The organism is Rhizorhabdus histidinilytica, from assembly GCF_900167915.1.
Classification (GTDB): domain Bacteria; phylum Pseudomonadota; class Alphaproteobacteria; order Sphingomonadales; family Sphingomonadaceae; genus Rhizorhabdus; species Rhizorhabdus histidinilytica.
This window is the reverse complement of the sequence record NZ_FUYM01000003.1, coordinates 388997-409860: the sequence shown is the minus strand read 5'-3', so window position 1 is coordinate 409860 and position 20864 is coordinate 388997. Positions and strand designations below refer to the sequence as shown.

Here is a 20864-nt window from a genome sequence, read left to right as displayed (position 1 = left end):
ACACACGCTCGTGATGACGACCGACCGGCGGCGCACGCCGCTCTATTCCTATGCGACGCTGGCGGCGGTGATGCTGTTCTGGTCGGGCAACTTCATCGTCGGCCGGGCGGTGCAGGGCGCGGTCCCGCCCTTCACCCTGGCGCTGGTCCGCTGGAGCGGGGCGGCACTGGTGCTCGCGCCCTTCGCGTGGAAGCACCTCCGCGCCGATCGCGCGCTGCTCGCGGCACAGTGGAAGGTCGTGCTGCTGCTCGGCCTGGTCGGCATCGCGGCGTTCAACGGCTTCGTCTATGCCGGGCTCCAATATACCACCGCCACCAATGGCCTGTTGCTCCAGGCGGCGATCCCGGCGCTGGTGCTGCTGTTCGACCGGATGCTGTTCGGCCAACGCGCTACGCTCGCGCAGATGGCGGTGGTGCTGCTGTCGATCGCCGGGGTGATCCTGATCGTGCTGCGCGGCGATCCGTCCGCGATCCTGTCGATCGGGCTCAACATCGGCGACCTGCTGGTGCTGTGCGGGGTGGTGGGCTGGGCGGCCTATACCAGCCTGCTGCGGCTGCGGCCGGCCAGCCATCCGCTCAGCTTCCTGTTCGTCGCCTTCCTGATCGGTATCGCGACGATGGCGCCGCTGGCGATACTCGAATGGGCGCGCGGCGCGCGGGTCGTGATGGGCTGGGGGGCGGTCGGCGCCTTCGCCTATGTCGCGCTGCTGCCGTCGCTCGCCGCCTATATGCTCTACAATGCGGCGGTTCATGATCTGGGCGCGGGGCCAGCGGGGCAGACGATCACGCTGATGCCGCTGTTCGGCGCGCTGTTGGCGGCGGGGCTGCTCGGGGAGAAGCTCCATGCCTACCACCTGACCGGCATGGCGTTGATCCTGGGCGGTATCCTGCTCGGCGCCTGGATGCGTCCGGACCGCCCGCCCGATCAGCGGTCGGGGCGGCCGTAGGTCGCGGGGGTACAGTCGAACCGGCCGGCCGCCATGGCGAGCAGGTCGATCCGCTGGCGGGTCCGGTCCACCAGATAGCGGACGCGGGCGCGGGCGCCGTCGGCGATCCGCATCGCCTCTTCAAGCCGGGCGCGGAGCTCCGGGGACAGGGTGCGGCGGTCGAGCGTGTCGAGCGCCTCGACGCTGCGGGCCAGAGCCGGCAGCGCCGCTTCGATGGCGTCGATGTCGTGCGTGTCGAGCGCGGCGATCAACGCCTCGCTCGACACGATCAGAGCTTCGACGACCGGGTTCGTCATTTGGACGCGCCGGGCAGGTCGAGCGCGATCATCTTCGCCGCGATCGCCTTGGCGTCGATCGGATATTGGCCGGACGCGATCGCCTGCCGGATCGCCTCGATCTTCTCGCTGTTGACCGGCGGTCCGGCTTCCGCGAGCGCGGCGACGAGCGAGGGCGCCGCGACCGGCGCGCTGCCGGCGGACTCCACCGGGGCCGGCGACGCCAGCGGCTTCACCGTCTCGTCCTTCGCCTGACCGATGCGGGTCGGGCTGGCCTGTCCTACCCCATTGATCATGACCATTCCTTTCATTCCTGGCCCGAGGGCCGCGATTCCACCTGTGCCGATGATAACGACAGGTTTCGAATTTATTTAAATCCGATCAGGCGGACTCGGCCGACATCGATCACTTCCGCGAAGATTGTCGAGCCTTTCGAAGCGGTTGCGACCCTCACCCGACGGCCGATATCGGCATCCTCCATCGCCGTCGCGTCGATGCTGATCGAGAAGGACGGTCCCTGGGCGACGAGCTGGACGGGATCGCCCTTGCGAACCGCAGCGTTGGCCGCGGCGGTGCCGCCGTCATAGCCGCCGCCGGTTGCGCCGCCCGCGTTCATCGCCATGCCGGCACGCATCAGCGGCACGCGCAGGCGCCAACCGGAGGTGGTGCAGCGCACGGTGACCGAGCTGGCGCTCGGCGGGTCGATCTGGATCGCGCCGGGGCAGGCGGCGAGCCGCATGCGGCGGTCGATCGGCGCCAGCGGGCCACCGGGCGCGCCGACCTCGGCGCCGACCGAGGCGACCACCATGCGTTCGAGCTGGCCGAGGTCCTGCGCGGGCGGCAGGGCGCTCTGCGCGGCGAGCGGGGCCGCGACGCCGAGTGCGGCGGCGGCCAGCGCCAGGGGCCGAAAGGCGATGCGCGTCGTGGGCAGGTTCCGGTTCATGCTGCCGAGCCTATCCGCCCAACAGCAAAGATTTGGTTAACGTCGCGCTTACCATATCGGCGGGAGGGGGATCACCCCGGCGGGCGGCGGGTTCCCGGGCGTCCTGCGGCCAGCACAGAGACAGGAGCGCCCGTCGTGGGAACCCGGCTCGCCCGCCGGGGGACCGTCATCGGGGCGGAGGCCCCGAAAGCCGTTGGACCGAGATGCGCTGGCCCCGGGCGGAGTCGCTGGCGCGCATCGGCGGCAGGGTGATCTCGATCATCGCGTCGGCCAGTCCGCCGGAGCGGATCGCGCGGGCGACCGCGGTGGCGCGCGCCGCCGCCAGCTCCCAGCTGTCGAGCCGGGCCGACTGGCCGTCGCGGCCCTGGCTGGCGACGACGACCCGCGCCCCGGCCTTGGCGGCGGCGGCGCCGATCGCCTTCAGTCGCTGGATCGCGCCGGGCTTGAGGATCGCCTCGCCGCTCTCGAAGATCGCGGCGGCGGCGAAGCCCTGGAGGTCGGTGCTCGAAGCGCCGCCCGCGCCGTCGCCGCCGAACGCGTCGCGGATGCCCGCCGCCAGCTTGAGCCGGTCTGCGGCCTGCGCCTGCATCAGCACGAAGAAGGCGAGGAGGAGGAGGGCAAGGTCGGCGAAGCTGAGCACCCAGCGCTGCGAGATCTCGCGTCTCATAGCACGGTCCTCAGGTTCGGGCGGACGATCGCGGGGGGCAGGCTGTCCAGTTCCTCGCGCGCGAGCAGCTCGAGCTGTCGGCATGCCGCGGTCTGCCAGGCGAGTTCGGCGTCGGAGAGGGTTTCCAGCCGGCCTGCGATCGGCCCTGCCACCGCCGAGGACAGGATCACGCCATAGAGGGTGGTGAGCATCGCCACCGCCATCGCCGGGCCGATCGCCGCCGGGTCCTCCATATGCGCGAACATCTGGACCAGGCCGATGATGGTACCGATCATGCCCATCGCCGGCGCCGTCTCGGCGATCGCGCGCCATACGCCGATCACGCCCTGGTGGCGCTGGCGACGGGCCTCGATGTCGGCGCTGGCCCAGCGGACGAAGTCGGCCGCGCCTCGGGCATCGGACAGTTCGCGCGCGGCGCGCAGCAGGAAGCGCTGGGCGGTCTCGACCCGGTCGACGCAGGCGAGGCTGCGGACCTCGGCCAGTTCGCGGATGCGGCTCACCGAGACGCGGGCGGCGGCGGCATCGGCGTTGGGATCGGCCCGGCCGAGCAGCGAAAGCGAGGAGAAAGCGCGGCCGATATCGGCGCGGGTCGCGCGGAAGGCGGTGGTGAGCAGGGTCCCGCCGAACACGATCCCGATCGCCGTCGGGTCGATATATCGGGCGATTTGTTGAAGCAGGACCATCGTTTCCCCAATGCCCGAGACCGGTCAAGGGACCGTTGCCGAACATGGCTAACGAACCCGGCAAGATCGACCGGCAAAAAGCTGCCGCCTCCGGCAAAGACCTGCCGGTTCCGCGTCAGATCGCAGAAATTTCGGGGGTGATCGCCCCGTTAACCATGTTTGGCACGGCAGTTGCTTGGGTGGTGGCCAAGGCAGCCGTCGAGCCTGTTCGAACATGATTAACGGCCGCCCCTGACGGGACTTTAGAAGGTGAAGCGAAAAAATGGCTGATCCGCTTTTCGGGATCCACGGCAAGGCACTGGAGCTGCGGTCGCAGCGCCTGTCGATGCTGGCGTCCAACATCGCGAATGCCGCCACGCCGAACTACAAGGCGCGCGACATCGATTTCCAGAAGGCGCTGTCCGACGCGACCGACGGGATGAGCGCGGCGCAGGCCGCCGACGCCCATATCGGCTATCGCGTCCCGCTCGAAACCTCGCTCGACGGCAACACCGTCGAGCTGTCGACCGAGCAGAACCAGTTCGCCGAGAACGCCCTGCGCTACAAGACCACGCTGTCCTTCCTCGAAGGCCGGATCGGCACGGTCATGCAGGCGCTGAAGGGAGAATAAGCCATGGCGGGCAACCTCTCCGTCTTCGACATCGCCGGTCGCGCCATGTCGGCCCAGATGGTCCGGCTCAACACCTCGGCTTCGAACCTCGCCAATGCGGGGTCGGTCGCGGGCAGCAAGGCCGAGGCGTTCCGCGCGATCAAGCCGGTATTCTCCTCGGTCACCGACTCCCCCGGCGTCGCCACGGTCAAGGTCGACCAGGTGGTCGCCTCCAACATCGAGCCGACCAAGCGCTACGATCCCAACCATCCCAAGGCCGACAAGGACGGCAATGTCTGGGAAGCGGGCGTCGACCAGGCGCAGGAGCTGGTCGAGATGATGGAGACCGCGCGCCAGTACCAGAACAACGTCTCGGTCATGCAGACCGCCAAGACGCTCACCCTCGATACGCTGAGGCTCGGCAAATGACGATATCCACCGGTAACAGCTATCTCGACAGCCTGGGCTCGACGAAGGGCTCGACCACGACGACCACCAAGAAGAGCAACGAGTCGCTCAGCCAGAACGACTTCCTGAAGCTGCTGACCACGCAGATGCAGACGCAGGACCCCTTCAACCCGGTCGACAACACCCAGATGGTCGCGCAGATGGCGCAATTCTCCCAGACCACCGGCATCGCCGAGATGAACCAGTCGCTCAAGTCGATGGTCCAGAGCCTCCAGCAGTCGCGCGTCGCCGATGCCGCCAACTGGATCGGCAAGGCGGCGCTGCTGCCGTCCAAGGCGGCGAGCGCGCTGGCCGACGGCTCGTTCGCCGGCAACGTCACGCTGCCGGACGCGGCCTCGCGGGTCGACATCAGCCTGGTCGATGGCTCCGGCACCGTGGTCTACACCGGCAGCGCCACCAACGTGCCGGCCGGCGACGTCCCCTTCTACTGGGACGGCAAGGACCAGGACGGCAATCCCGTCGCCGGCCCGCTGACCATCGTCGCCTCCGCCAAGGACGGCGAGGCCAAGGCGATGACCGACATCGTCACGTCGAGCTGGGCCACCGTGGCGAGCGTCAGCTCGCCGGCCAGCGGTTCCACCAAGATCGTCACCCCGCTGGGCAATTTCGACCCGGCGGACGCCCTTCAGCTTTCCTGATTTCGGTAACGGAGCAAACCCCATGTCCTTCTACACCGCGCTTTCCGGCCTCAAGGCCTCGCAGACCGACCTCGCCGTCATCTCGAACAACATCGCCAATGTCGGCACCACCGGCTTCAAGCGCAGCGGCACGGAGTTCGGCGACCTCGTCTCCTCCTCGCCGATGCAAAGCTCGGGCATCGCCGGCCAGGGCACCCGCCTGCGCGGCATCGCCCAGCAGTTCACCCAGGGTGGCCTCGAATCGTCGGAGCGCTCGCTCGACCTCGCCATTTCGGGCCAGGGCTTCTTCGTGACGCGCGCGTCCAATTCGAACGGACAGGTCAGCTACACCCGCAACGGCGCGTTCAGCGTCGACGCCAACCGCTTCCTGACCGACTCCGCGGGCGCCTATCTGCAGGTGCTGCCGACCGACACCAAGGGCGCCGTCACCGCGACCGGGCTCAGCTCGGCGCGCTCGATCCAGCTCCCACTCACCTCGGGCACCTCGAAGGCGACCCAGACGATCGACCTGTCGGTGACCTTCCCGTCGGCGGGCGACGTGCCCGCGACCCGGTCGACCTACAGCACGTCGAACCCCTACAAGTTCGACCGCACCGATCCGAACAGCTACAACCAGTCGACCACCACCACGGTCTATGACGCGGCGGGCAACGCCTTCCCGATGACCACCTATTATGTGCGCGAGAACCTTCCGAGCGGCACCACCACCGACACCAACTGGACTGCGCACACCTTCATCGGCGACACCGAGATCAGCTACGACAGCTCGGCCGCGACGCAGCCCGCGCCGCTGACGCTGACCTTCGACGGGACCGGTGCCAAGACCGCCCCGTCCGGCACCATCAATCTCGGCCCGCTGACCCCGAACGGCGCCTCGGCCCCGCTCGAGTTCAGCCTGACCTACAGCGGCAGCACCAAGATGGCGGCCTCGCCCTTCACGCTGACCAGCTTCGATCAGGACGGCTATGCCGCCGGCCAGCTCGACAATGTCTCGGTCGGCGCGGACGGCCTGATCGTCGCGACCTTCTCGAATGGCGACAGCCAGGCGCTGGGCAAGATCATCCTTGCCAACTTCTCCAATCCGGAGGGGCTGCGCCAGCTCGGCGACAGCAAGTGGGGTGCCACCGGCCTGTCGGGCGAACCGATCATCGGCGAGGCGAGCAGCAACGGCACCGGCCAGATCCAGTCGGGCGCGCTGGAGCAGGCCAATGTCGACATCACCGAGGAGCTGGTCGCACTGATCCAGGCGCAGCGCAATTTCTCGGCCAATGCCAAGACGATCGAGGCGGCCAACACCATGACCCAGACGATCGTCAACCTGCGCACCTGATCTTGAGCGACGATTAAGGGACCCCGGCCATGGACAAGCTGATCTACAGCTCCCTTTCGGCGATGCGATCGGCGATGGCGCGTCAGACGATGACCGCCAACAACCTCGCCAACGCCAACACCGTGGGCTTCCGCGGCGAGATGAGCTCGAGCACGGCGCTGTGGCTCAAGGGCGACGGGTTCGACAGCCGCGCGACCAATTCGGGCGAGGTCACCTCGGCCGACATGAGCGAAGGCACGATCAACGAGACCGGCCGGGACCTCGACGTCGCGCTCCAGGGCAAGGACACGCTGCTCGCGGTGCAGAGCCGCGAGGGCGACGAGGCCTATACCCGCCGCGGCGATCTCCAGATCGGCGACAGCGGGCTGCTGACCACCGGCGACGGGATGCCCGTCCTCGGCGACGGCGGGCCGATCACCCTGCCGCCCTACGACAAGCTGGTGATCGCCGGCGACGGCACGATCTCGATCGTGCCGCAGGGCGGGGACCCGACCCAGATGCAGATCGTCGACCGGCTCAAGCTGGTGTCGACGAATGGCAGCGCGGTCGCCAAGGGTCTTGACGGCCTGTTCCGCCCGCTGAGCGGCGGCACGCTGGGCGCCGATCCCCAGGCGGCGGTGCGGCAGGGCGCGATCGAGGGATCGAACGTCAACGTCTCGACCACGCTGATCGACATGATCGAGGCGAGCCGGGACTGGGACATGCAGGTCAAGATGATGAGCTCGGCCCAGGATATCGACAAGGCGTCCGCCGATCTGATGCGGTTTGATTGAGTTTAGAACGGAGTAGCTTGCCATGAGCAATGCAGCACTGCACGTCGCGCGCACGGGCCTCGATGCCCAGAACATGCGCATGCAGGTGATCGCCAACAACCTGGCGAACGTGAACACCACCGGCTTCAAGCGCGACCGCGCCAGCTTCGAGACGCTCGCCTATCAGGCGATGACGGCGCCTGGCGCCGCTTCTTCGGAGTCGACCAAATTCGCGACCGGCACCAATCTCGGCACCGGCGTCCAGATCAACGGCACCGCCAAGATCCAGACCCAGGGCGCGCTGCAGGAAACCGGCAATCCGCTCGACATGGCGATCCAGGGCGACGGCTATTTTCAGGTGCTGCTGCCCGATGGCCGGACCGGCTATACCCGTGACGGCAATTTCAACCGCTCGGACGACGGCACGATCGTCACCGCCGACGGTTATCAGCTCCAGCCGCAGATCCAGATCCCCGAGAACACGACCAACCTGACGATCGCCGCCGACGGCACGGTGAGCGCGACCCAGGCCGGCGAGACCAGCTCCACCGAGCTGGGCAAGATCGAGCTGGCGCGCTTCTCCAACCCGGCCGGCCTCCAGGCCGAGGGCAACAACATCCTGACCGAGACCGCCGCGTCGGGCCAACCGCAGACCGGCCCCGGCGGCATCGACGGGCGCGGCACGATCCAGCAATCGTCGCTCGAATCCTCGAACGTCAACATCGTCGAGGAGCTTGTCGACATGATCGAGACGCAGCGCGCCTATGAGGTGAACAGCAAGATGATCTCCTCCACCGACCAGATGCTGCAATATGTCAACCAGAACCTCTAAGGCCCTCCTGCTCGGGGCGCTCGCGGCGCTGTCGCTCGCGGCCGCCGCCGATCCGGCGCTTGCCCGCAAGCGCGCCCGCGACATCGACTATTCGCCGGTGTTCGCCGCGGAACCGCTGCCGCCGCAGGCGAACGGTGCGATCTACCAGGCCGCCAACGGCTATTCGGCGCTCACCAACGGCGCGCGCGCCGCGATGGTTGGGGACATCGTCACGATCACGCTGGTCGAACGGACCCAGGCGGCCAAGTCGAACAGCGCGTCGACCGACCGCTCGGGCGAGCTGGGCCTGACCCCGCCGGCCACCGGGCCGCTGTCGCTGTTCAAGCCGACGGACGTCGGCGCGAGCGGGGGCAGCAGCTTCACCGGCAAGGGCGCCGCCGCCCAGTCGAACCAGCTCAACGGCGAGATCAGCGTCTCGATCGTCCGGGTCTATCCGAACGGGACGATGCTGGTGCGCGGCGAGAAGCTGCTGACGCTCAACCGCGGTGACGAGAACATAGCCGTCACCGGCCTGATCCGCGCGGCCGACATCGGCCCGGACAACCGGGTTCCGTCGACGCGCGTCGCCGACGCCCGCATCACCTATTCGGGCAAGGGCGAGATCGCCCGCGGCTCGCGGCAGGGATGGCTTAACCGTTTCTTTTCCATCTTGAGTCCATTCTGATTAAGAATTTCGAGGATTGGCCGTTCATGTTCCGCGCCCTGATCACCGCCCTGTTCTGTTTCTCCGGCCTCGCCATCGCGGGGGCGGGCCATGCCGAACGGATCAAGGACATCGGCAGCTTCGCGGGCCTGCGCGCGAACCAGCTCACCGGCTACGGGATCGTCGTCGGCCTGGCGGGAACGGGTGACGACAGCCTCGACTATTCGACCCTCGGCATGAAGGGGGTTGCCTCGCGCTTCGGCCTGCAGCTTCCGGCCGGCGTCAACCCGGCGCTCAAGAATGCGGCGGCGGTGATGATCACCGCCGAGTTGCCTGCCTTCGCCAAGCCCGGCCAGCGCCTCGACGTCACCATCTCGGCGCTGGGCAAGGCCAAGTCGCTGCGCGGCGGCACGCTGATCATGGCGCCGCTGATGGGCGCCGACGGCCAGATCTACGCGATGGCGCAGGGCAATCTCGCGGTCGGCGGACTCGGTATCGACGCCGCCGACGGCTCCAAGCTGACGATCAACGTGCCGACCGCCGGCCGCATTCCCGGCGGGGCGACGGTCGAGCGCAGCGTCGACGCCGGTTTCGCGACCACGCCGCAGCTCCGTTTCGACCTGGCGGAGGGCGACCTCACCACCTCGCAGCGCGTCGCCGCCGCGATCAACGGCCGGCTCGGCCAGCCGATCGCCCGCTCGATCGACGCCACCACCATCACTATCGACGCGCCGCAGGGCGCGGAGGTCCGCACCGCGCTGATGAGTCGGATCGAGAATCTGGAAGTCGACACGGCGGAGGCTCCCGCGCGCGTCGTCGTCAATGCGCGCACCGGCACCGTCGTGATCAACGGCGCCGTGCGGATCGCACCCGTCGCCGTCACCCATGGCAAGATGACCGTCCAGGTCGACGAGAAGCCGCAGATCATCCAGCCGCAGCCCTTCTCGCGCGGGCAGACCGCCGTCCAGCAGTCGAGCGCGATCAATGTCGAGCAGGAGGCCCGGCCGATGTTCGAGTTCAATCCCGGCGCGTCGCTGGCCGACATCGTCAAGGCGGTCAATGCGATTGGCGCCTCGCCGGCCGACCTGGTCGCGATCCTCGAGGCGCTCAAGCAGGCCGGCGCGATGAAGGCGGAGCTTGTGGTGCTATGATCGGCAGCGTTTCCGCGAAGATCGGCGCGCTCGCCGATCCCAAGGCGAGCGAGCTCGATCAGCTCAAGGCCGCCGCGAAGCAGTTCGAGGCGATCTTCACTCGCCAGATGCTCAAGTCGACCCGCGACGCGAAGCTGTGCGATGACGATCTGTTCGGAAGCGACGCGACCGACCAGTTCCGCGACATGCAGGACTCGAACCTCGCCGACCAACTCGCGAACAAGGGCGCGATCGGCATCGCCGACCTGCTCGTCCGCCAGTTCCAGGCGCGCGTGGCAAAGCCCGCCGCCACGACCGGATCGGCCGATCCGGCGGTGTCGGCCGACGCTGCCAAGGCTGACGGGGCGAGCGGATGAGCGATCTTCTTCAGATCGGCCGCTCGGGCGTCGTCGCCTATCGAACCGCGTTGGCCACGGTCGGCGAGAATGTCTCGAACGCGGAGACCGAGGGGTATAGCCGCCGCAAGGTGGTGCTCAACGAGTCCGCAGTCTCGTCGTCGAACAATTATCTCTACCGTTCGTCCGCCGTGTTCGGCGGCGTCGAGGCGGGCAGCGTCCAGCGCATCTTCGACAATTATCGCAGCACCTATGCGCGCTTCGCCAATTCGGAGGCGGCTCGCGCCGACGCGAAGGCGACCTGGCTCGACACCGCCGAGGCGGCGCTCGACGATTCCGACGTCGGCCTGGGCGTGAAGATGTCGAGCGTGTTCACCGCCGCCGAGGCGATGAGCGCCGACGTCAGCAGCGACACCAACCGGCTGACCCTGCTGACCGCACTCGGCAATGCGGTGAACCAGTTCAAGACCACCTCGACCGCGCTGCGCTCGGCGGGGGACGGCGTCTCGACCGCGGCGCAGAACAGCGTCGCCAAGCTCAATGACGACCTGCGCACGCTGGTGCAGATCAATTCGGCGTTGCGCCGCGCCGGCGAGGGATCGTCGGGGCAGGCGCTGCTCCAGGACCAGCGTGACCAGGTGTTGCAAAGCATCTCCAACACCGTCGGCATCGACGTGAAGCTGGAGGATGACGGCCGTGCCACGGTCAAGCTGCTCGGCGACAGCACCGTCACCCTGGTCGACGCCGCCAGCACCAATGCCGGCTATGTCGGCCTGGTCGCGTCGGACAGCGGCCGGTTCTCGCTGATCGCCTCCGGCTTCGGCGGCGAGATGGCGATGAATCCGCAGTCGGGCGCGCTCGCCGGGCTCGCCGACGCCGCCAACGTCATCGCCTCGCGCCGAGAAGCGCTCGACACGATCGCCGGCCGCTTCGCGCAGGTAATCAACGAATGGAACGCCGCTGGCGTCGACCGTAATGGCGATCCGGGCGCGGCACTGATCACCGGCACCACCGCGGACACGCTGGAGGTCGCGACCACCGACCTGTCGAAGATCGCCGCCGCGAAAGGCGGCGTCGCCAACGGCAACGCGCTTGCGCTGAAGGACTATCGCAATGCCAGCGGACCGGAGGCGCAATGGTCGCAGCTGGTCTCGGCGCATGCGCAGAGCGTGTCGGCCGCCAAGGCGGAACAGTCGGCGACCGCGTCCCAGCGCGACGGCGCCTACCAGCAGCTCGACGACGTCACGGGCGTCGATCTCGATGTCGAGGCGGCCCAGCTCCTGCGGTTCCAGCAGGCCTATAACGGTTCGGCCAGGATCATCCAGATCGCTCGCGAAACCCTCCAGGAAATCCTGGGCTTGTTCAATTAGAAGGATTGACCGGTGATCTCCGCGACCCGCTACAGCGCCATTGCGCAAATCAACCGGCAGGCGAAGCTGGGCGAGGAGATCGCCCGCGCCCAGACCGAGATCTCGACCGGCAAGAAGGTGCAGAAGGCGTCCGACGATCCGATTTCGGCGGCTCGCATCGCCGAGCTGCGCCGCGTGCAGGCCGACCAGGTCACCTGGTCGCGCAACATCCAGACCGCGCAGTCGGTCGCCGCGCAGGTCGACACGCAGATGGGCAACATGGCCGACATCTTCAATCGCGTGAAGGAGCTGACGCTTGCCGGGCGGTCGGATTCGGCCTCACCCGCCGATCGCGCGGCGATGGTGCTGGAGCTGCAATCGCTGCGCACCGCGCTCAGCAACATCTCCACCGCGACCACGCCGACCGGCCAGCCGCTGTTCCCGACCGACGCCCCGCTGCAGATATCGGTGTCGTCGACGGTGCGGCTGGCGGCGACGGCGCAGCGCTCGACCGTGTTCGAAGGCATCGCCTATACCCATGGCACCGGCGATCTCGACGATGTGATCGGAACCGCGATCGATGCGATCTCCACCGATGACGCCACAGCGCGTCGCGCCGCCGCCGACATCGCGCTGTCGGACATCGACGTCGCGGTCCAGCACGTCACCGACCAGCGCGCCGCGCAGGGCGTCCGCGCCCAGCAGCTCGACGTCGCGGCCGACACGCTCGAAGGCGTCTCGACCCAGCTCGCCGAGGAACGCAGCTCGCTCGAGGACACCGACGTCGCGGCGGCGATCATGAAGCTCAACGCCAAGACCCTGACGCTGCAGGCCGCGCAGGCCGCCTTCGCCAAGGTCAACAGCAACACCTTGTTTGATTTTCTACGGTAGGGCCGAGGTGACGCGGCATGGATAAAGCATCTGCTTTTCGTGCCGTTAACGGTGATGGGGGAGGGACGGGCCGCCGGACCCGGACCCGACGGAATTCCTGGGAGTAAGCGTTCATGTTTGCTGGCATCGGCCTGGTCATTCTCTTCGCCATGGTGTTCGGGGGATTCGCCTTCACCGGCGGCGACCTGGAACCCGTGCTGCATGCCATCCCGCACGAGATGCTGATCATCGGCGGCGCCGCGCTCGGCGCGGTCGTTGCCGGCAACTCGATGAAGGAGCTCAAGGCGCTCGGCGGCGGCTTCGCCAAGGTCTTCAAGGGGCCGAGGTATAACAAGAAGGACTATCTCGACGTCATCTTCCTCGTCTCGACGCTGATGAAGAAGCTGCGGACCGAGGGACCCGTCGCGCTCGAGCCGCATATCGAGGACCCCAAGAGCTCGACCCTGTTCGCCGAATATCCGAAGCTGCTCAAGGACGATACGTTGATCCACATGATCACCGACACGCTGCGTCTGGTGGTCATCTCCTCGGGCACGCTCGATCCGATGGCGGTCGAGGACGTCATGGACAACGCGCTGAAGACGCACCACCATGACGAGATCAAGCCCGCCGACGCGATGCAGAACCTCGCCGACTCGCTGCCCGCGCTCGGCATCGTCGCGGCCGTTCTCGGCGTGGTGAAGACGATGGGCTCGATCGACAAGCCGCCGGCGATCCTCGGCGCGATGATCGGCTCGGCGCTGGTCGGCACCTTCCTGGGCGTGTTGCTCGCCTATGGCATCGTCGGCCCCTTCGCCGGCCGCTGTCGCCAGGTGATCGAGGCCGACGCCGCCATCTACGGCGTCGTCAAGCAGATCATCATCGCCTCGCTGCACGGCCACCCGCTGCCGCTGGTGATCGAAGCCGCCCGCTCGGGCATCACCCATGTCAACCAGCCCGCCTTCGCCGACGTGTTCGACGGCATGCGCGGCCGCTGAGCCCACGGCGCATAGAGGAACGCCTCCACCATGGCGCAATCGCCCACGAAGCGCGGCAGGAACGAGCCCGAACCCCGCCCGATCATCATCAAGAAGATCATCGCGGAAGGTCATGGCGGCCATCATGGCGGCGCCTGGAAGGTCGCCTATGCCGACTTCGTGACGGCGATGATGGCCTTCTTCCTGCTGATGTGGATCCTCGGCGCGACCAACGAGAAGCAGCGCAAGGGCATCGCTGACTATTTCACGCCGACGATGGTCCAGTTCAAGGAGAAGAGCGCCGGCTCCAACGGCATCTTCGGCGGCGAGTCGGTGGTCGACAAGGACAATTACCCGCACCGCGCGGCCCAGACCGGGTCGAAGTCGATCAGCATCCCCAAGGATGCGTCGGGCGGCGAGAAGGAGGGGGCCGGTGCGGCCAAGTCACGCGATCGCGCGGCCTTCCAGAAGCTCAAGCTGCTGCTTCAGGCGAAGATGGCGGCCGATCCCAAGCTTGCGAAGATGATGCACAATGTGCGGATGGTCGAGACGCGCGAGGGGTTGCGGATCGACCTGGTGGACCAGGCCGACTTCGCGATGTTCCGGTCGGGCACCGACGAGCTTTCGCCGGAAGCGCGCGCGCTGATGAAACAGGTCGCCGAGGTGACCAATTTCGCAGACAATTCGGTGATCGTGCGCGGGCATACCGATGCGATGCCCTATTCCAAGGGCCGCACCGTCAACAACTGGACGCTCTCGGCCGCGCGGGCCGAGGCGACCCGTCGCGCCCTTTCCGACTTCGGCGTCGCCAACACCCGCTTCGCGCGGATCGAGGGCGTCGCCGATCGCGAGCCCTATGTCGCGGGCGATCCCTATGATCCGCGCAACCGGCGCATGTCGATTACCCTGGCCTGGTCGGCGGGGGATACCGCCGAGGGACCGGTCGACCTGATGGCGGGAGGCGGTGCGAGCGACCCGACCGCGATGCCCGCCGCCGGGCTGGCGCAGATCGCGGCGCGCAAGGCAGGGAAGCAGGACGCCGGACACTAACAGTCCATTCGTCCCAAACGGTTACGCTTTCGGTGACGCGGGAACGCCGTCAGGCGTCGAGGCTGGTGTCGGTGATGCTGCCGTTGCCGTCGGCGGCGAGCATCATATAGGCGAGCCTCGCATTTGCGGGATTGGGCTTGAGCAGGTTGAGCCGCTGGTTGCCGATCATCGCCAGCATCTCGCTGGTGTCGGGGGTCGCCTTGCCGTCGCCCTCGAACACCTCCTTCGCATAGGCAAGGCGGAGCGTGTCGGCGCCGAAGGCGTCGCCGGGCTTCGCGGGTGTGGCGTTCGGCGGCGCGCCATTGTCGTCGATCTTCTTCGCCATCAGCGCATAGACCTGCGACAGCGATCGGGCGTTGCCGCCGCCGTCGTAGAAGATCGAGCGATTGGCGCGCGCCTCGCGCGGGAAGAGCGCGGCGGCGCTGGCGTCGGGGCGCGCGTCGGCGGCCTTGAGGAAACGGGTCGCGCCTTCGAGGCCCAGGAAGTGGGCGAAATAGAGATCGGCCGAGCGCGGCTGGCGGCCGAGCGACGCCTTCAGCCCGTCGGCGTTGTCGCTCGCGAACTCGGCAGCCATCAGCGAAGAGGCGTCGGGGTCGTTCTTGAGCGCCATCACCTGGTCGCGCACCGCGCGGTCGACCTTCCAGCTCCCGTCGCCGCGCCGGCTGATCGCGTCGGCGGCCCAGCCGAGGCCGTGCTTCGCGCCGTACATCTTGACCGCGCCGAGCCAGCTCTGGTCGATGAACTGGAACAGCCCGCCGGCCGAACTCGATCGCGCCTGGGCGTTCGGGTTCAGCCCGCTCTCCGAGCGCGCCTGGTTGAGCAGATAGGTGAAGTCGACCCCGACCCGCTGCGCCGCGCGGCCGATCGCCCCGCGCACGCCGGCCTCCCGCTCGACGCGGCCGAAGCCCGGCAGGCTCATGAGAGGGGTCCTGTTAACACCCCTTAATTATCGCTGATCATGGTTAACGAAGGGTTGCGGCTCAGACGGCGCTGTCGTCGGAACCCTCGTCGTCCTTGTTCGGCGCGCGTGGCAGGCGCTTGATCCGGCTGATCCCCGCGAACATCGGCAGCAACAGGACGAGCAGCAGGATCGCGGCGACGATCTGCTTCTTCATGCTGCCATCTCCAGCGCTGCCGCGAGGATCGCGTCGTAGATCGCGTCGAGGTCCTTATCGTCTATACAATAAGGCGGCATCACATAGATGGTGTTGCCCATCGGCCGGAGCAGCAGGCCGTTATCGCGGAAGAAGCGGCCGAGCATCGGCGCCATCGCCGACAGATAGTCGCCATAGGGATCGACGAACTCCATCGCCGTGATCGTGCCGAGCTGGCGCTTGCCGACGATCAAGGGATGGTCGAGCCGATCGAGCCGCCGCGCCTGGCGGTGGACGAGCGCGCCGATCCGGTCGAGCACCGGCTCCTCCTGCCAGATCGCGATATTGGCGTTGGCGGCCGCGCAGGCGATCGGGTTGGCGGTGTAGCTCGACGAATGGAAGAACATCGTCGCGCGGTCCTGCGACAGGTGCGCGTCGAAGATGTCCCGCGTCGCGAGCGTCGCCGCCAGCGGGATCGCGCCGCCGGTCAGTCCCTTGGACAGGCACATCAGGTCGGGTTTCACCCCGGCGTGCTGGCAGGCGAAGAGCATGCCGGTGCGGCCCCAGCCGGTCATCACCTCGTCGGCGATGAACAGCACCCCCTCCCGCGCGCAGATGTCGCGCAGCGCCTTCAGCACGTGCGGCGGATAGATCAGCATCCCCCCGGCCCCGAGGATCAGCGGCTCGACGATCAGCGCGGCGGGCGGCGGGTCCTGTGCGCAGATCGCCTCGAGCGCGGCGATCGTCCGGTCGCCGTCGCCGGTCGGGAAGGGCAGGGTGTCGACGTCGAACAGCAGCGGCTGGTAGGCGCGGTTGTAGACCCCGCGCTCGCCAACCGACATCGCGCCGATCGTGTCGCCATGGTAGCTGTGCTCCATCACGACGATGCGGTGGCGCGGCTTGCCCCGGTTGAGCCAGGTGCCGAGCGCCATCTTCAGCGCCACCTCGACGCTCGTCGATCCGCTGTCGGAGAAGAAGACATGGTCGAGCCCGGCGGGGGTGATGTCGACCAGCGCGCGCGCCAGCGTCTCGGCCGGCTCGTGGGTCCAGCCGGCGAAGATCAGCTGGTCGAGCTTCTCCGTCTGGGCGCGGATCGCGGCCATGATCCTGGGATTGCAATGGCCGTGCGTCGTCACCCACCAGGACGAGATCGCGTCGACATAGCGGCGGCCGTCGGCGGCGTGGAGCACGGCGCCTTCCGCCCGCTCGATCCGCGGAATCTCCTCGTCCAGGCCGTGCTGGGTGAAGGGGTGCCAGACGGGCGAGCTCATGGGGCGAAATCCTCGGGCGAGAAGGCGGCGGCGAAGGCGGCGGTGAGGGTACCGGCGTCGAGCGGGTCGAGCCGGGGCAGGCGGCCCAACCGCCGGACGCCGCCGATCGCGGCGATCGTCCGCTCGCTCTCCTCCTGCGGATCGCCGATGAAGGCGATGCCGAGGATCGGGATGTCGCGCGCGCGCAGCGCCTCGATCGTCAGCAGGCTGTGGTTGATCGTCCCGAGCGCGGTCCGCGCCACCACCACCGTCTCGAACCGCCAGCCCGCGAAGATGTCGGCGAACAGCAGCCCGCCCGCCAGCGGCACCAGCAGCCCGCCCGCGCCCTCGATCACCAGCCGCCGGTCGCAGGGCGGCGGCGCGAGTAGCGAGGGATCGATCACGACATTGTCGATCGCCGCGGCATGGTGCGGCGAGGCGGGGGTTTCGAGGCGATAGGCCTCGGGCAGGACTCGATCGTCGGGGAGGCCGGACAGGCGGCGCACCGTGTCGCTGTCGGTGCCATCGGCCAGCCCGGCCTGCACCGGCTTCCAGTAGCAGCCGTCGAGCATGCCGGCGAGCCCGGCGGAGAAGACGGTCTTGCCGACGTCGGTGTCGGTGGCGGTGACGACGATCGCGCGGGTCATGCGGTCAGCTCCGTGACGGCGTCGGCGAGGGCCGCGACCGCGGCCTCGTCGACGTTGAGGGTCAGCGAGATGCGCAGCCGGGCGGTGCCGGTCGGCACGGTCGGTGGCCGGATGCCGCGGACGTCGAAGCCGCGCCGCTGGAGTCCGGCAGCGACCGCCATGGCGCGGGCGTCGTCGCCGAGGATGACGGGGACGATCTGCGATCCGCTGGGCGGCAGTCGCTCGCCCGCGAAGGCGACGAGCCGGGCGAGCCGCTCGCGCCGTTCGGGCTGGGCGCGGACGAGGTTGAGGCTGGCGCGGACGGCGGCGGCGGCGAGCGGCGAGGGCGCGGTCGAGAAGATGAAGCCGCGTCCCTTGTTGATCAATATGTCGGCGATGACACGGGGGCAGCAGACCAGCGCCCCCTCGCAGCCCAGCGCCTTGCCGCAGGTCCGCAGCACGACGACGTTCTCGCGGCCGTCGAGACCGTCGGCGAGGCCCCGACCGTCGCCGCCAAAGACGCCGACGGCATGGGCGTCGTCGATCAGCAGGAAGGCCTCCTCGCGATCGGCGAGCGCCGCCAGCTCGGCAAGCGGGGCCTTGTCGCCGTCCATGCTGTAGAGGCTTTCGACCGCGATCCAGACGCGGCCCTTGTTCCCCCCGGCGCGCCAGCGGGCGATCGCGTCGGCGAAGGCACCGACGTCGTTGTGCTGGGCGGCGACCGTCGCCGCGCGGCCGAGCCGCATCCCCTCATGCGCGCTGGCGTGGATCAGCGCATCGTGGACGATCAGGTCGCGGCCGCCCGGAAGGGTCGAGAAGATCGCGCTGTTCGCGGCGAAGCCCGAGGAGAAGAACAGGCTCGCTTCGCTGCCGAAGAAGGCCGCGGCCTCGATCTCCAGCGCCTCATGCTCGGGATCGTTGCCGCGCAGCAGCCGCGACCCGCCCGCGCCGATCGCAACACCGCGGTCGAGCGCGGTGGCGACGGCGGCGCGCAGCTCGGCCGATCGCGACAGGCCCAGATAGTCGTTCGAGGCGAAGTCGTGGCCCGCGCGCGGGATCAGGCTGCGGGTGCGCGAACGCCGGGCGATCTGGGCGAGAGCTTCGCGATGGGCGTCGAGGATCGACATGGCGCAGCCCCTAACGCCTGTTTCCCCGTCCGTGAAGCGGATGAAATCGAACGCGAGCACTGGTCGTTCGTCAGCGTTTGACTATATCAGCCGGCGAAACAGGTGCGGATCGATCCGCGAAGCTACCGGAAGAAGGCATGAGCGAAGAGAATATCGGCGAGAACGAAGTCGAAACCCCCGAGACCGAACCGTCGGCCGAGGCCGAGGTCGAGAGCCCGTTCGCCAAGCTCGAAGGCGAGCTGGAGAAGCTCCGCAACGAGGTGCTATATGCCCAGGCGGAGACGCAGAACGTCCGCCGCCGGCTCGAGAAGGAGAAGGCCGACGCCTCGGCCTATGCCGCGACCGGCTTTGCGCGCGACATGCTGTCGGTCGCCGACAATCTCGGCCGCGCGCTGGCGGCGATTCCCGCCGAGCTGCGCGAGGACGAGCGAATCAAGCCGCTGCTGACCGGCATCGAGATGACCGCGAAGGAGCTGGAGAATGTGTTCCAGCGCAACGGCATCAGCAAGATCGAGGCGCTCGGTGCCAAGCTCGACCCGAACCGCCACCAGGCGATGGTCGAGCTGCCCAGCGCCGACGCCGAGCCCGGCACGGTGATCCAGGAGATGCAGGCCGGCTACATGATCAAGGACCGGCTGCTGCGCCCGGCCCTGGTCGGCGTCGCGAAGGCTCCTGAAGCCTGAGTCCTAAAGAATCTCCCTCCCCTTCAGGGGAGGGATGTAAGGGTGGGGTACGGAGTGAGGGGGGCGATCCCCCTTCACGGAGTTCCGCGCGACGATCAGGCAAGGCTCGCTGCGCTCGCACCCATCCCCTGGCCCCCTCCCTTGAAAGGGAGGGGGAACGCCCTCAATCCCTCGACAGGATGTCGTACTGGCGGCGCTTCATCCGTGCCTTGGCCTTGCGGCTCCCCAGCTTCGCGATCAGCCCGCCCTTGAGCCACAGCCCGGTGCCGAGCCGCTCGCGGCGGTGGTTGGCGAGGATCAGCTTGTTCTGGATATCGAACGCGGCGCGGCGCAGCATCGACGGCGGACGCACCGTCCCGCTCAGGAAATAGCCGTTCTGAAGCAGCCAGCGCGCGGCGCTGTGCTCCGCTGCGGAGATTTCGCGCATGTCGGCCTTGCGCCAGCGACCCGCCGGCTCCTGGTCGATCGCCGCCGCCGGCTGGAGCATCGCCGGCACGAACGGCACCCGCAGGAACTCGCACAGGCGGCGCAGCTCATATTCCGGCTCGCTGGCGAGCATCTCATATTTGAGGGTGAATTGCCGGTCGGGCGGCAATTTGTGCGACATCCGGTCCCAGAGCGTCTCGACCTCGACCCAGTCGGCGACGCCGTGCCAGAGGTTGCCGGCCTCGCGGTGGCGGATGCGGGCGGCGGCGACGTCGCGCCCGTCGCGAACCAGATGGATGAAGCGCGCATCGGGCCACAGCCACAGGATACGGTCGAAATGGTGGCGGATCGTCGCGCCGGTGACGGTCGCGCCGGGCTTCGCCGCGGCGAGCTGGTCGAGCAGCGCGCGGGCGATGCCGGTGAAGGGCAGGCCGGTCGGAACGGTCAGGCCCAGCTTCCTGAACCGGTTGTCGAACTCGACCGAACGGACGAAGGCCTCGCGCTTCAGGAAGCGCCCGTCGGGGGTGATCGCATCGACGAGGAAATCGACGTCCGGGGCGATCGTCACCGCCGGGTGCCGGTCCAGCAGCTGGCGCACCGCCGCACAGCCCGATCGCGGCGCGGCGACCAGGAATACAGGCGGGGCGATGGCCGGCGTGGAAGCCATCAGTGGCGCATGCCGCCCATGTCGTCTCCGGCCGCGACCGACTTGGCCTCGACTTCGATCCTGGTGCCGCTGGCGAAGGTGAACAGCATCGGCACGCCGGTGCCCGCCGTGATTCGAGGGTCGACGCCGAACAGCATCGCGTGGCTGCCGCCCGGCGCGAACTCCACGGTCTTGCCCGCCGGGACGGGCACTTGGGTGATCGGCCGCATCGTCATCACGCCCCCGTTCATGACGCTCTCGTGCAACTCTATCTTGTTCACCACGGCGCTGTCGATCCTGACCAGGCGATCGTCCTTCGCGCCGCCTTCCAGCGTGAAATAGGCGCCGGCCGGGCCACCGGGGACCGCGGCGAGCCGTACCTGGGCGTCCTTGACGAGCGGCTTGTCGGCGCGCTGGGGCTGGCAGGCGGACAGTGCGACAAGGGCCAGGGCGGCGACAATCGTGCGATGCATCGGAAACTCCGTGAAAATCAGCATCCAATTAGGAGCTGTTG

General features: G+C 68.3%; 28 protein-coding genes. 16 read left to right on the top strand and 12 right to left on the bottom strand.

The features are described 5' to 3' along the window. The first annotated feature begins 13 nt into the window (after positions 1–13). On the top strand, positions 14–946 hold the full coding sequence (locus B5X82_RS08765) for a DMT family transporter (protein WP_079647773.1): 933 nt from the start codon (positions 14–16) through the stop codon (positions 944–946). Here the strand turns inward: B5X82_RS08765 and B5X82_RS08760 are convergent. From B5X82_RS08760 to B5X82_RS08740, 5 genes are all read right to left on the bottom strand, one after another. After that, positions 925–1242: a hypothetical protein gene (locus B5X82_RS08760; RefSeq protein WP_079647772.1), complete on the bottom strand. Its 318-nt coding sequence runs from the start codon at positions 1240–1242 to the stop codon at positions 925–927. The genes B5X82_RS08765 and B5X82_RS08760 overlap by 22 nt on opposite strands. Next, entirely contained in the window at positions 1239–1517 is a 279-nt protein-coding gene (gene flgM / locus B5X82_RS08755; RefSeq protein WP_235862635.1) for a flagellar biosynthesis anti-sigma factor FlgM, read from the bottom strand. The genes B5X82_RS08760 and flgM overlap by 4 nt, the downstream gene beginning before the upstream one ends. Positions 1518–1588: 71 nt before the next feature. Further along, positions 1589–2164, bottom strand: a complete 576-nt coding sequence (locus tag B5X82_RS08750; protein ID WP_079647770.1) for a flagella basal body P-ring formation protein FlgA — start codon at positions 2162–2164, stop codon at positions 1589–1591. A 166-nt stretch (positions 2165–2330) separates the two neighbouring features. Next, the gene (locus tag B5X82_RS08745; RefSeq protein ID WP_079647769.1) at positions 2331–2831 is read right to left on the bottom strand and encodes a flagellar motor protein MotB; all 501 of its coding nucleotides are present in this window, start codon (positions 2829–2831) and stop codon (positions 2331–2333) included. Beyond that, positions 2828–3514, bottom strand: coding sequence for a motility protein A (locus B5X82_RS08740; protein ID WP_079647768.1), 687 nt, complete (start codon positions 3512–3514; stop codon positions 2828–2830). The genes B5X82_RS08745 and B5X82_RS08740 overlap by 4 nt, the downstream gene beginning before the upstream one ends. 44 nt (positions 3515–3558) lie before the next feature. On the opposite strand from B5X82_RS08740, the gene B5X82_RS26735 reads away from it, so the two are divergent. The 14 genes from B5X82_RS26735 (at position 3559) to B5X82_RS08675 (ending at position 14498) form a co-directional block, all read left to right on the top strand. Continuing rightward, entirely contained in the window at positions 3559–3732 is a 174-nt protein-coding gene (locus tag B5X82_RS26735; protein ID WP_176152509.1) for a hypothetical protein, read from the top strand. Between the two features lie 44 nt (positions 3733–3776). Next, complete coding sequence (gene flgB / locus B5X82_RS08735) at positions 3777–4124, top strand: flagellar basal body rod protein FlgB (protein ID WP_011952114.1); 348 nt, start codon at positions 3777–3779, stop codon at positions 4122–4124. A gap of 3 nt (positions 4125–4127) precedes the next feature. Further along, positions 4128–4532, top strand: a complete 405-nt coding sequence (flgC, locus tag B5X82_RS08730) for a flagellar basal body rod protein FlgC (RefSeq protein WP_079647767.1) — start codon at positions 4128–4130, stop codon at positions 4530–4532. Further along, positions 4529–5209 (top strand): flagellar hook assembly protein FlgD, encoded by a 681-nt coding sequence (locus tag B5X82_RS08725; RefSeq protein WP_079647766.1) that lies wholly within the window; start codon positions 4529–4531, stop codon positions 5207–5209. The genes flgC and B5X82_RS08725 overlap by 4 nt, the downstream gene beginning before the upstream one ends. Before the next feature lie 22 nt (positions 5210–5231). Further along, positions 5232–6539, top strand: coding sequence for a flagellar hook protein FlgE (locus tag B5X82_RS08720; RefSeq protein ID WP_079647765.1), 1308 nt, complete (start codon positions 5232–5234; stop codon positions 6537–6539). A gap of 29 nt (positions 6540–6568) precedes the next feature. After that, the gene (locus tag B5X82_RS08715; RefSeq protein ID WP_079647764.1) at positions 6569–7312 is read left to right on the top strand and encodes a flagellar basal body rod protein FlgF; all 744 of its coding nucleotides are present in this window, start codon (positions 6569–6571) and stop codon (positions 7310–7312) included. Positions 7313–7334: 22 nt separating this feature from the next. Then, entirely contained in the window at positions 7335–8123 is a 789-nt protein-coding gene (gene flgG, locus B5X82_RS08710; protein ID WP_079647763.1) for a flagellar basal-body rod protein FlgG, read from the top strand. After that, positions 8104–8787 carry a flagellar basal body L-ring protein FlgH gene (locus B5X82_RS08705; RefSeq protein ID WP_079647762.1) on the top strand — a complete coding sequence of 228 codons (684 nt, stop codon included), beginning with the start codon at positions 8104–8106 and terminating at the stop codon, positions 8785–8787. Before flgG ends, B5X82_RS08705 begins: the two co-directional genes overlap by 20 nt. A gap of 26 nt (positions 8788–8813) precedes the next feature. Continuing rightward, positions 8814–9917, top strand: a complete 1104-nt coding sequence (locus B5X82_RS08700) for a flagellar basal body P-ring protein FlgI (protein WP_079647761.1) — start codon at positions 8814–8816, stop codon at positions 9915–9917. Further along, positions 9914–10273, top strand: coding sequence for a rod-binding protein (locus B5X82_RS08695; protein ID WP_079647760.1), 360 nt, complete (start codon positions 9914–9916; stop codon positions 10271–10273). The genes B5X82_RS08700 and B5X82_RS08695 overlap by 4 nt, the downstream gene beginning before the upstream one ends. Then, entirely contained in the window at positions 10270–11622 is a 1353-nt protein-coding gene (flgK, locus tag B5X82_RS08690) for a flagellar hook-associated protein FlgK (protein ID WP_079647759.1), read from the top strand. The genes B5X82_RS08695 and flgK overlap by 4 nt, the downstream gene beginning before the upstream one ends. Before the next feature lie 12 nt (positions 11623–11634). Next, a complete protein-coding gene (locus tag B5X82_RS08685) occupies positions 11635–12492 on the top strand; it encodes a flagellin (protein ID WP_079647758.1) in 858 nt (285 codons plus the stop codon). A 113-nt stretch (positions 12493–12605) separates the two neighbouring features. Then, positions 12606–13469 carry a flagellar motor stator protein MotA gene (gene motA / locus B5X82_RS08680; protein WP_079647757.1) on the top strand — a complete coding sequence of 288 codons (864 nt, stop codon included), beginning with the start codon at positions 12606–12608 and terminating at the stop codon, positions 13467–13469. Positions 13470–13499: 30 nt separating this feature from the next. Beyond that, positions 13500–14498, top strand: a complete 999-nt coding sequence (locus B5X82_RS08675) for a flagellar motor protein MotB (protein ID WP_079647756.1) — start codon at positions 13500–13502, stop codon at positions 14496–14498. A 49-nt stretch (positions 14499–14547) separates the two neighbouring features. On the opposite strand, the gene B5X82_RS08670 is transcribed toward B5X82_RS08675, so the two are convergent. The 5 genes from B5X82_RS08670 to B5X82_RS08655 form a co-directional block, all read right to left on the bottom strand. After that, the gene (locus tag B5X82_RS08670) at positions 14548–15417 is read right to left on the bottom strand and encodes a lysozyme family protein (RefSeq protein ID WP_079647755.1); all 870 of its coding nucleotides are present in this window, start codon (positions 15415–15417) and stop codon (positions 14548–14550) included. Positions 15418–15478: 61 nt separating this feature from the next. Further along, complete coding sequence (locus tag B5X82_RS27220) at positions 15479–15613, bottom strand: hypothetical protein (protein ID WP_268878221.1); 135 nt, start codon at positions 15611–15613, stop codon at positions 15479–15481. Beyond that, a complete protein-coding gene (locus B5X82_RS08665) occupies positions 15610–16863 on the bottom strand; it encodes an adenosylmethionine--8-amino-7-oxononanoate transaminase (protein WP_079647754.1) in 1254 nt (417 codons plus the stop codon). The genes B5X82_RS27220 and B5X82_RS08665 overlap by 4 nt, the downstream gene beginning before the upstream one ends. Beyond that, on the bottom strand, positions 16860–17489 hold the full coding sequence (gene bioD, locus B5X82_RS08660; RefSeq protein ID WP_079647753.1) for a dethiobiotin synthase: 630 nt from the start codon (positions 17487–17489) through the stop codon (positions 16860–16862). The genes B5X82_RS08665 and bioD overlap by 4 nt, the downstream gene beginning before the upstream one ends. After that, positions 17486–18595 carry an 8-amino-7-oxononanoate synthase gene (locus B5X82_RS08655; RefSeq protein ID WP_079647752.1) on the bottom strand — a complete coding sequence of 370 codons (1110 nt, stop codon included), beginning with the start codon at positions 18593–18595 and terminating at the stop codon, positions 17486–17488. The genes bioD and B5X82_RS08655 overlap by 4 nt, the downstream gene beginning before the upstream one ends. 137 nt (positions 18596–18732) lie before the next feature. Here B5X82_RS08655 and grpE point away from each other — a divergent pair, with 137 nt between their 5' ends. Next, positions 18733–19278, top strand: a complete 546-nt coding sequence (grpE, locus tag B5X82_RS08650; protein WP_079647751.1) for a nucleotide exchange factor GrpE — start codon at positions 18733–18735, stop codon at positions 19276–19278. A gap of 163 nt (positions 19279–19441) precedes the next feature. Here grpE and B5X82_RS08645 read toward each other — a convergent pair whose 3' ends face one another. Both B5X82_RS08645 and B5X82_RS08640 read right to left on the bottom strand, forming a co-directional pair. Further along, positions 19442–20371 (bottom strand): sulfotransferase family protein, encoded by a 930-nt coding sequence (locus B5X82_RS08645; protein ID WP_079647750.1) that lies wholly within the window; start codon positions 20369–20371, stop codon positions 19442–19444. Next, positions 20371–20823: a copper chaperone PCu(A)C gene (locus tag B5X82_RS08640; RefSeq protein WP_079647914.1), complete on the bottom strand. Its 453-nt coding sequence runs from the start codon at positions 20821–20823 to the stop codon at positions 20371–20373. Before B5X82_RS08640 ends, B5X82_RS08645 begins: the two co-directional genes overlap by 1 nt. Between the last annotated feature and the right edge of the window lie 41 nt (positions 20824–20864).

Bases quoted from the DNA above. Each gene is read 5' to 3' on its own strand.
- B5X82_RS08765 (WP_079647773.1), top strand. From the start codon at position 14: ATGACGACCGACCGGCGGCGCACGCCGCTCTATTCCTATGCGACGCTG.
- B5X82_RS08760 (WP_079647772.1), bottom strand. From the start codon at position 1,242: ATGACGAACCCGGTCGTCGAAGCTCTGATCGTGTCGAGCGAGGCGTTG.
- flgM (WP_235862635.1), bottom strand. From the start codon at position 1,517: ATGATCAATGGGGTAGGACAGGCCAGCCCGACCCGCATCGGTCAGGCG.
- B5X82_RS08750 (WP_079647770.1), bottom strand. From the start codon at position 2,164: ATGAACCGGAACCTGCCCACGACGCGCATCGCCTTTCGGCCCCTGGCG.
- B5X82_RS08745 (WP_079647769.1), bottom strand. From the start codon at position 2,831: ATGAGACGCGAGATCTCGCAGCGCTGGGTGCTCAGCTTCGCCGACCTT.
- B5X82_RS08740 (WP_079647768.1), bottom strand. From the start codon at position 3,514: ATGGTCCTGCTTCAACAAATCGCCCGATATATCGACCCGACGGCGATC.
- B5X82_RS26735 (WP_176152509.1), top strand. From the start codon at position 3,559: ATGGCTAACGAACCCGGCAAGATCGACCGGCAAAAAGCTGCCGCCTCC.
- flgB (WP_011952114.1), top strand. From the start codon at position 3,777: ATGGCTGATCCGCTTTTCGGGATCCACGGCAAGGCACTGGAGCTGCGG.
- flgC (WP_079647767.1), top strand. From the start codon at position 4,128: ATGGCGGGCAACCTCTCCGTCTTCGACATCGCCGGTCGCGCCATGTCG.
- B5X82_RS08725 (WP_079647766.1), top strand. From the start codon at position 4,529: ATGACGATATCCACCGGTAACAGCTATCTCGACAGCCTGGGCTCGACG.
- B5X82_RS08720 (WP_079647765.1), top strand. From the start codon at position 5,232: ATGTCCTTCTACACCGCGCTTTCCGGCCTCAAGGCCTCGCAGACCGAC.
- B5X82_RS08715 (WP_079647764.1), top strand. From the start codon at position 6,569: ATGGACAAGCTGATCTACAGCTCCCTTTCGGCGATGCGATCGGCGATG.
- flgG (WP_079647763.1), top strand. From the start codon at position 7,335: ATGAGCAATGCAGCACTGCACGTCGCGCGCACGGGCCTCGATGCCCAG.
- B5X82_RS08705 (WP_079647762.1), top strand. From the start codon at position 8,104: ATGTCAACCAGAACCTCTAAGGCCCTCCTGCTCGGGGCGCTCGCGGCG.
- B5X82_RS08700 (WP_079647761.1), top strand. From the start codon at position 8,814: ATGTTCCGCGCCCTGATCACCGCCCTGTTCTGTTTCTCCGGCCTCGCC.
- B5X82_RS08695 (WP_079647760.1), top strand. From the start codon at position 9,914: ATGATCGGCAGCGTTTCCGCGAAGATCGGCGCGCTCGCCGATCCCAAG.
- flgK (WP_079647759.1), top strand. From the start codon at position 10,270: ATGAGCGATCTTCTTCAGATCGGCCGCTCGGGCGTCGTCGCCTATCGA.
- motA (WP_079647757.1), top strand. From the start codon at position 12,606: ATGTTTGCTGGCATCGGCCTGGTCATTCTCTTCGCCATGGTGTTCGGG.
- B5X82_RS08675 (WP_079647756.1), top strand. From the start codon at position 13,500: ATGGCGCAATCGCCCACGAAGCGCGGCAGGAACGAGCCCGAACCCCGC.
- B5X82_RS08670 (WP_079647755.1), bottom strand. From the start codon at position 15,417: ATGAGCCTGCCGGGCTTCGGCCGCGTCGAGCGGGAGGCCGGCGTGCGC.
- B5X82_RS27220 (WP_268878221.1), bottom strand. From the start codon at position 15,613: ATGAAGAAGCAGATCGTCGCCGCGATCCTGCTGCTCGTCCTGTTGCTG.
- B5X82_RS08665 (WP_079647754.1), bottom strand. From the start codon at position 16,863: ATGAGCTCGCCCGTCTGGCACCCCTTCACCCAGCACGGCCTGGACGAG.
- bioD (WP_079647753.1), bottom strand. From the start codon at position 17,489: ATGACCCGCGCGATCGTCGTCACCGCCACCGACACCGACGTCGGCAAG.
- B5X82_RS08655 (WP_079647752.1), bottom strand. From the start codon at position 18,595: ATGTCGATCCTCGACGCCCATCGCGAAGCTCTCGCCCAGATCGCCCGG.
- grpE (WP_079647751.1), top strand. From the start codon at position 18,733: ATGAGCGAAGAGAATATCGGCGAGAACGAAGTCGAAACCCCCGAGACC.
- B5X82_RS08645 (WP_079647750.1), bottom strand. From the start codon at position 20,371: ATGGCTTCCACGCCGGCCATCGCCCCGCCTGTATTCCTGGTCGCCGCG.
- B5X82_RS08640 (WP_079647914.1), bottom strand. From the start codon at position 20,823: ATGCATCGCACGATTGTCGCCGCCCTGGCCCTTGTCGCACTGTCCGCC.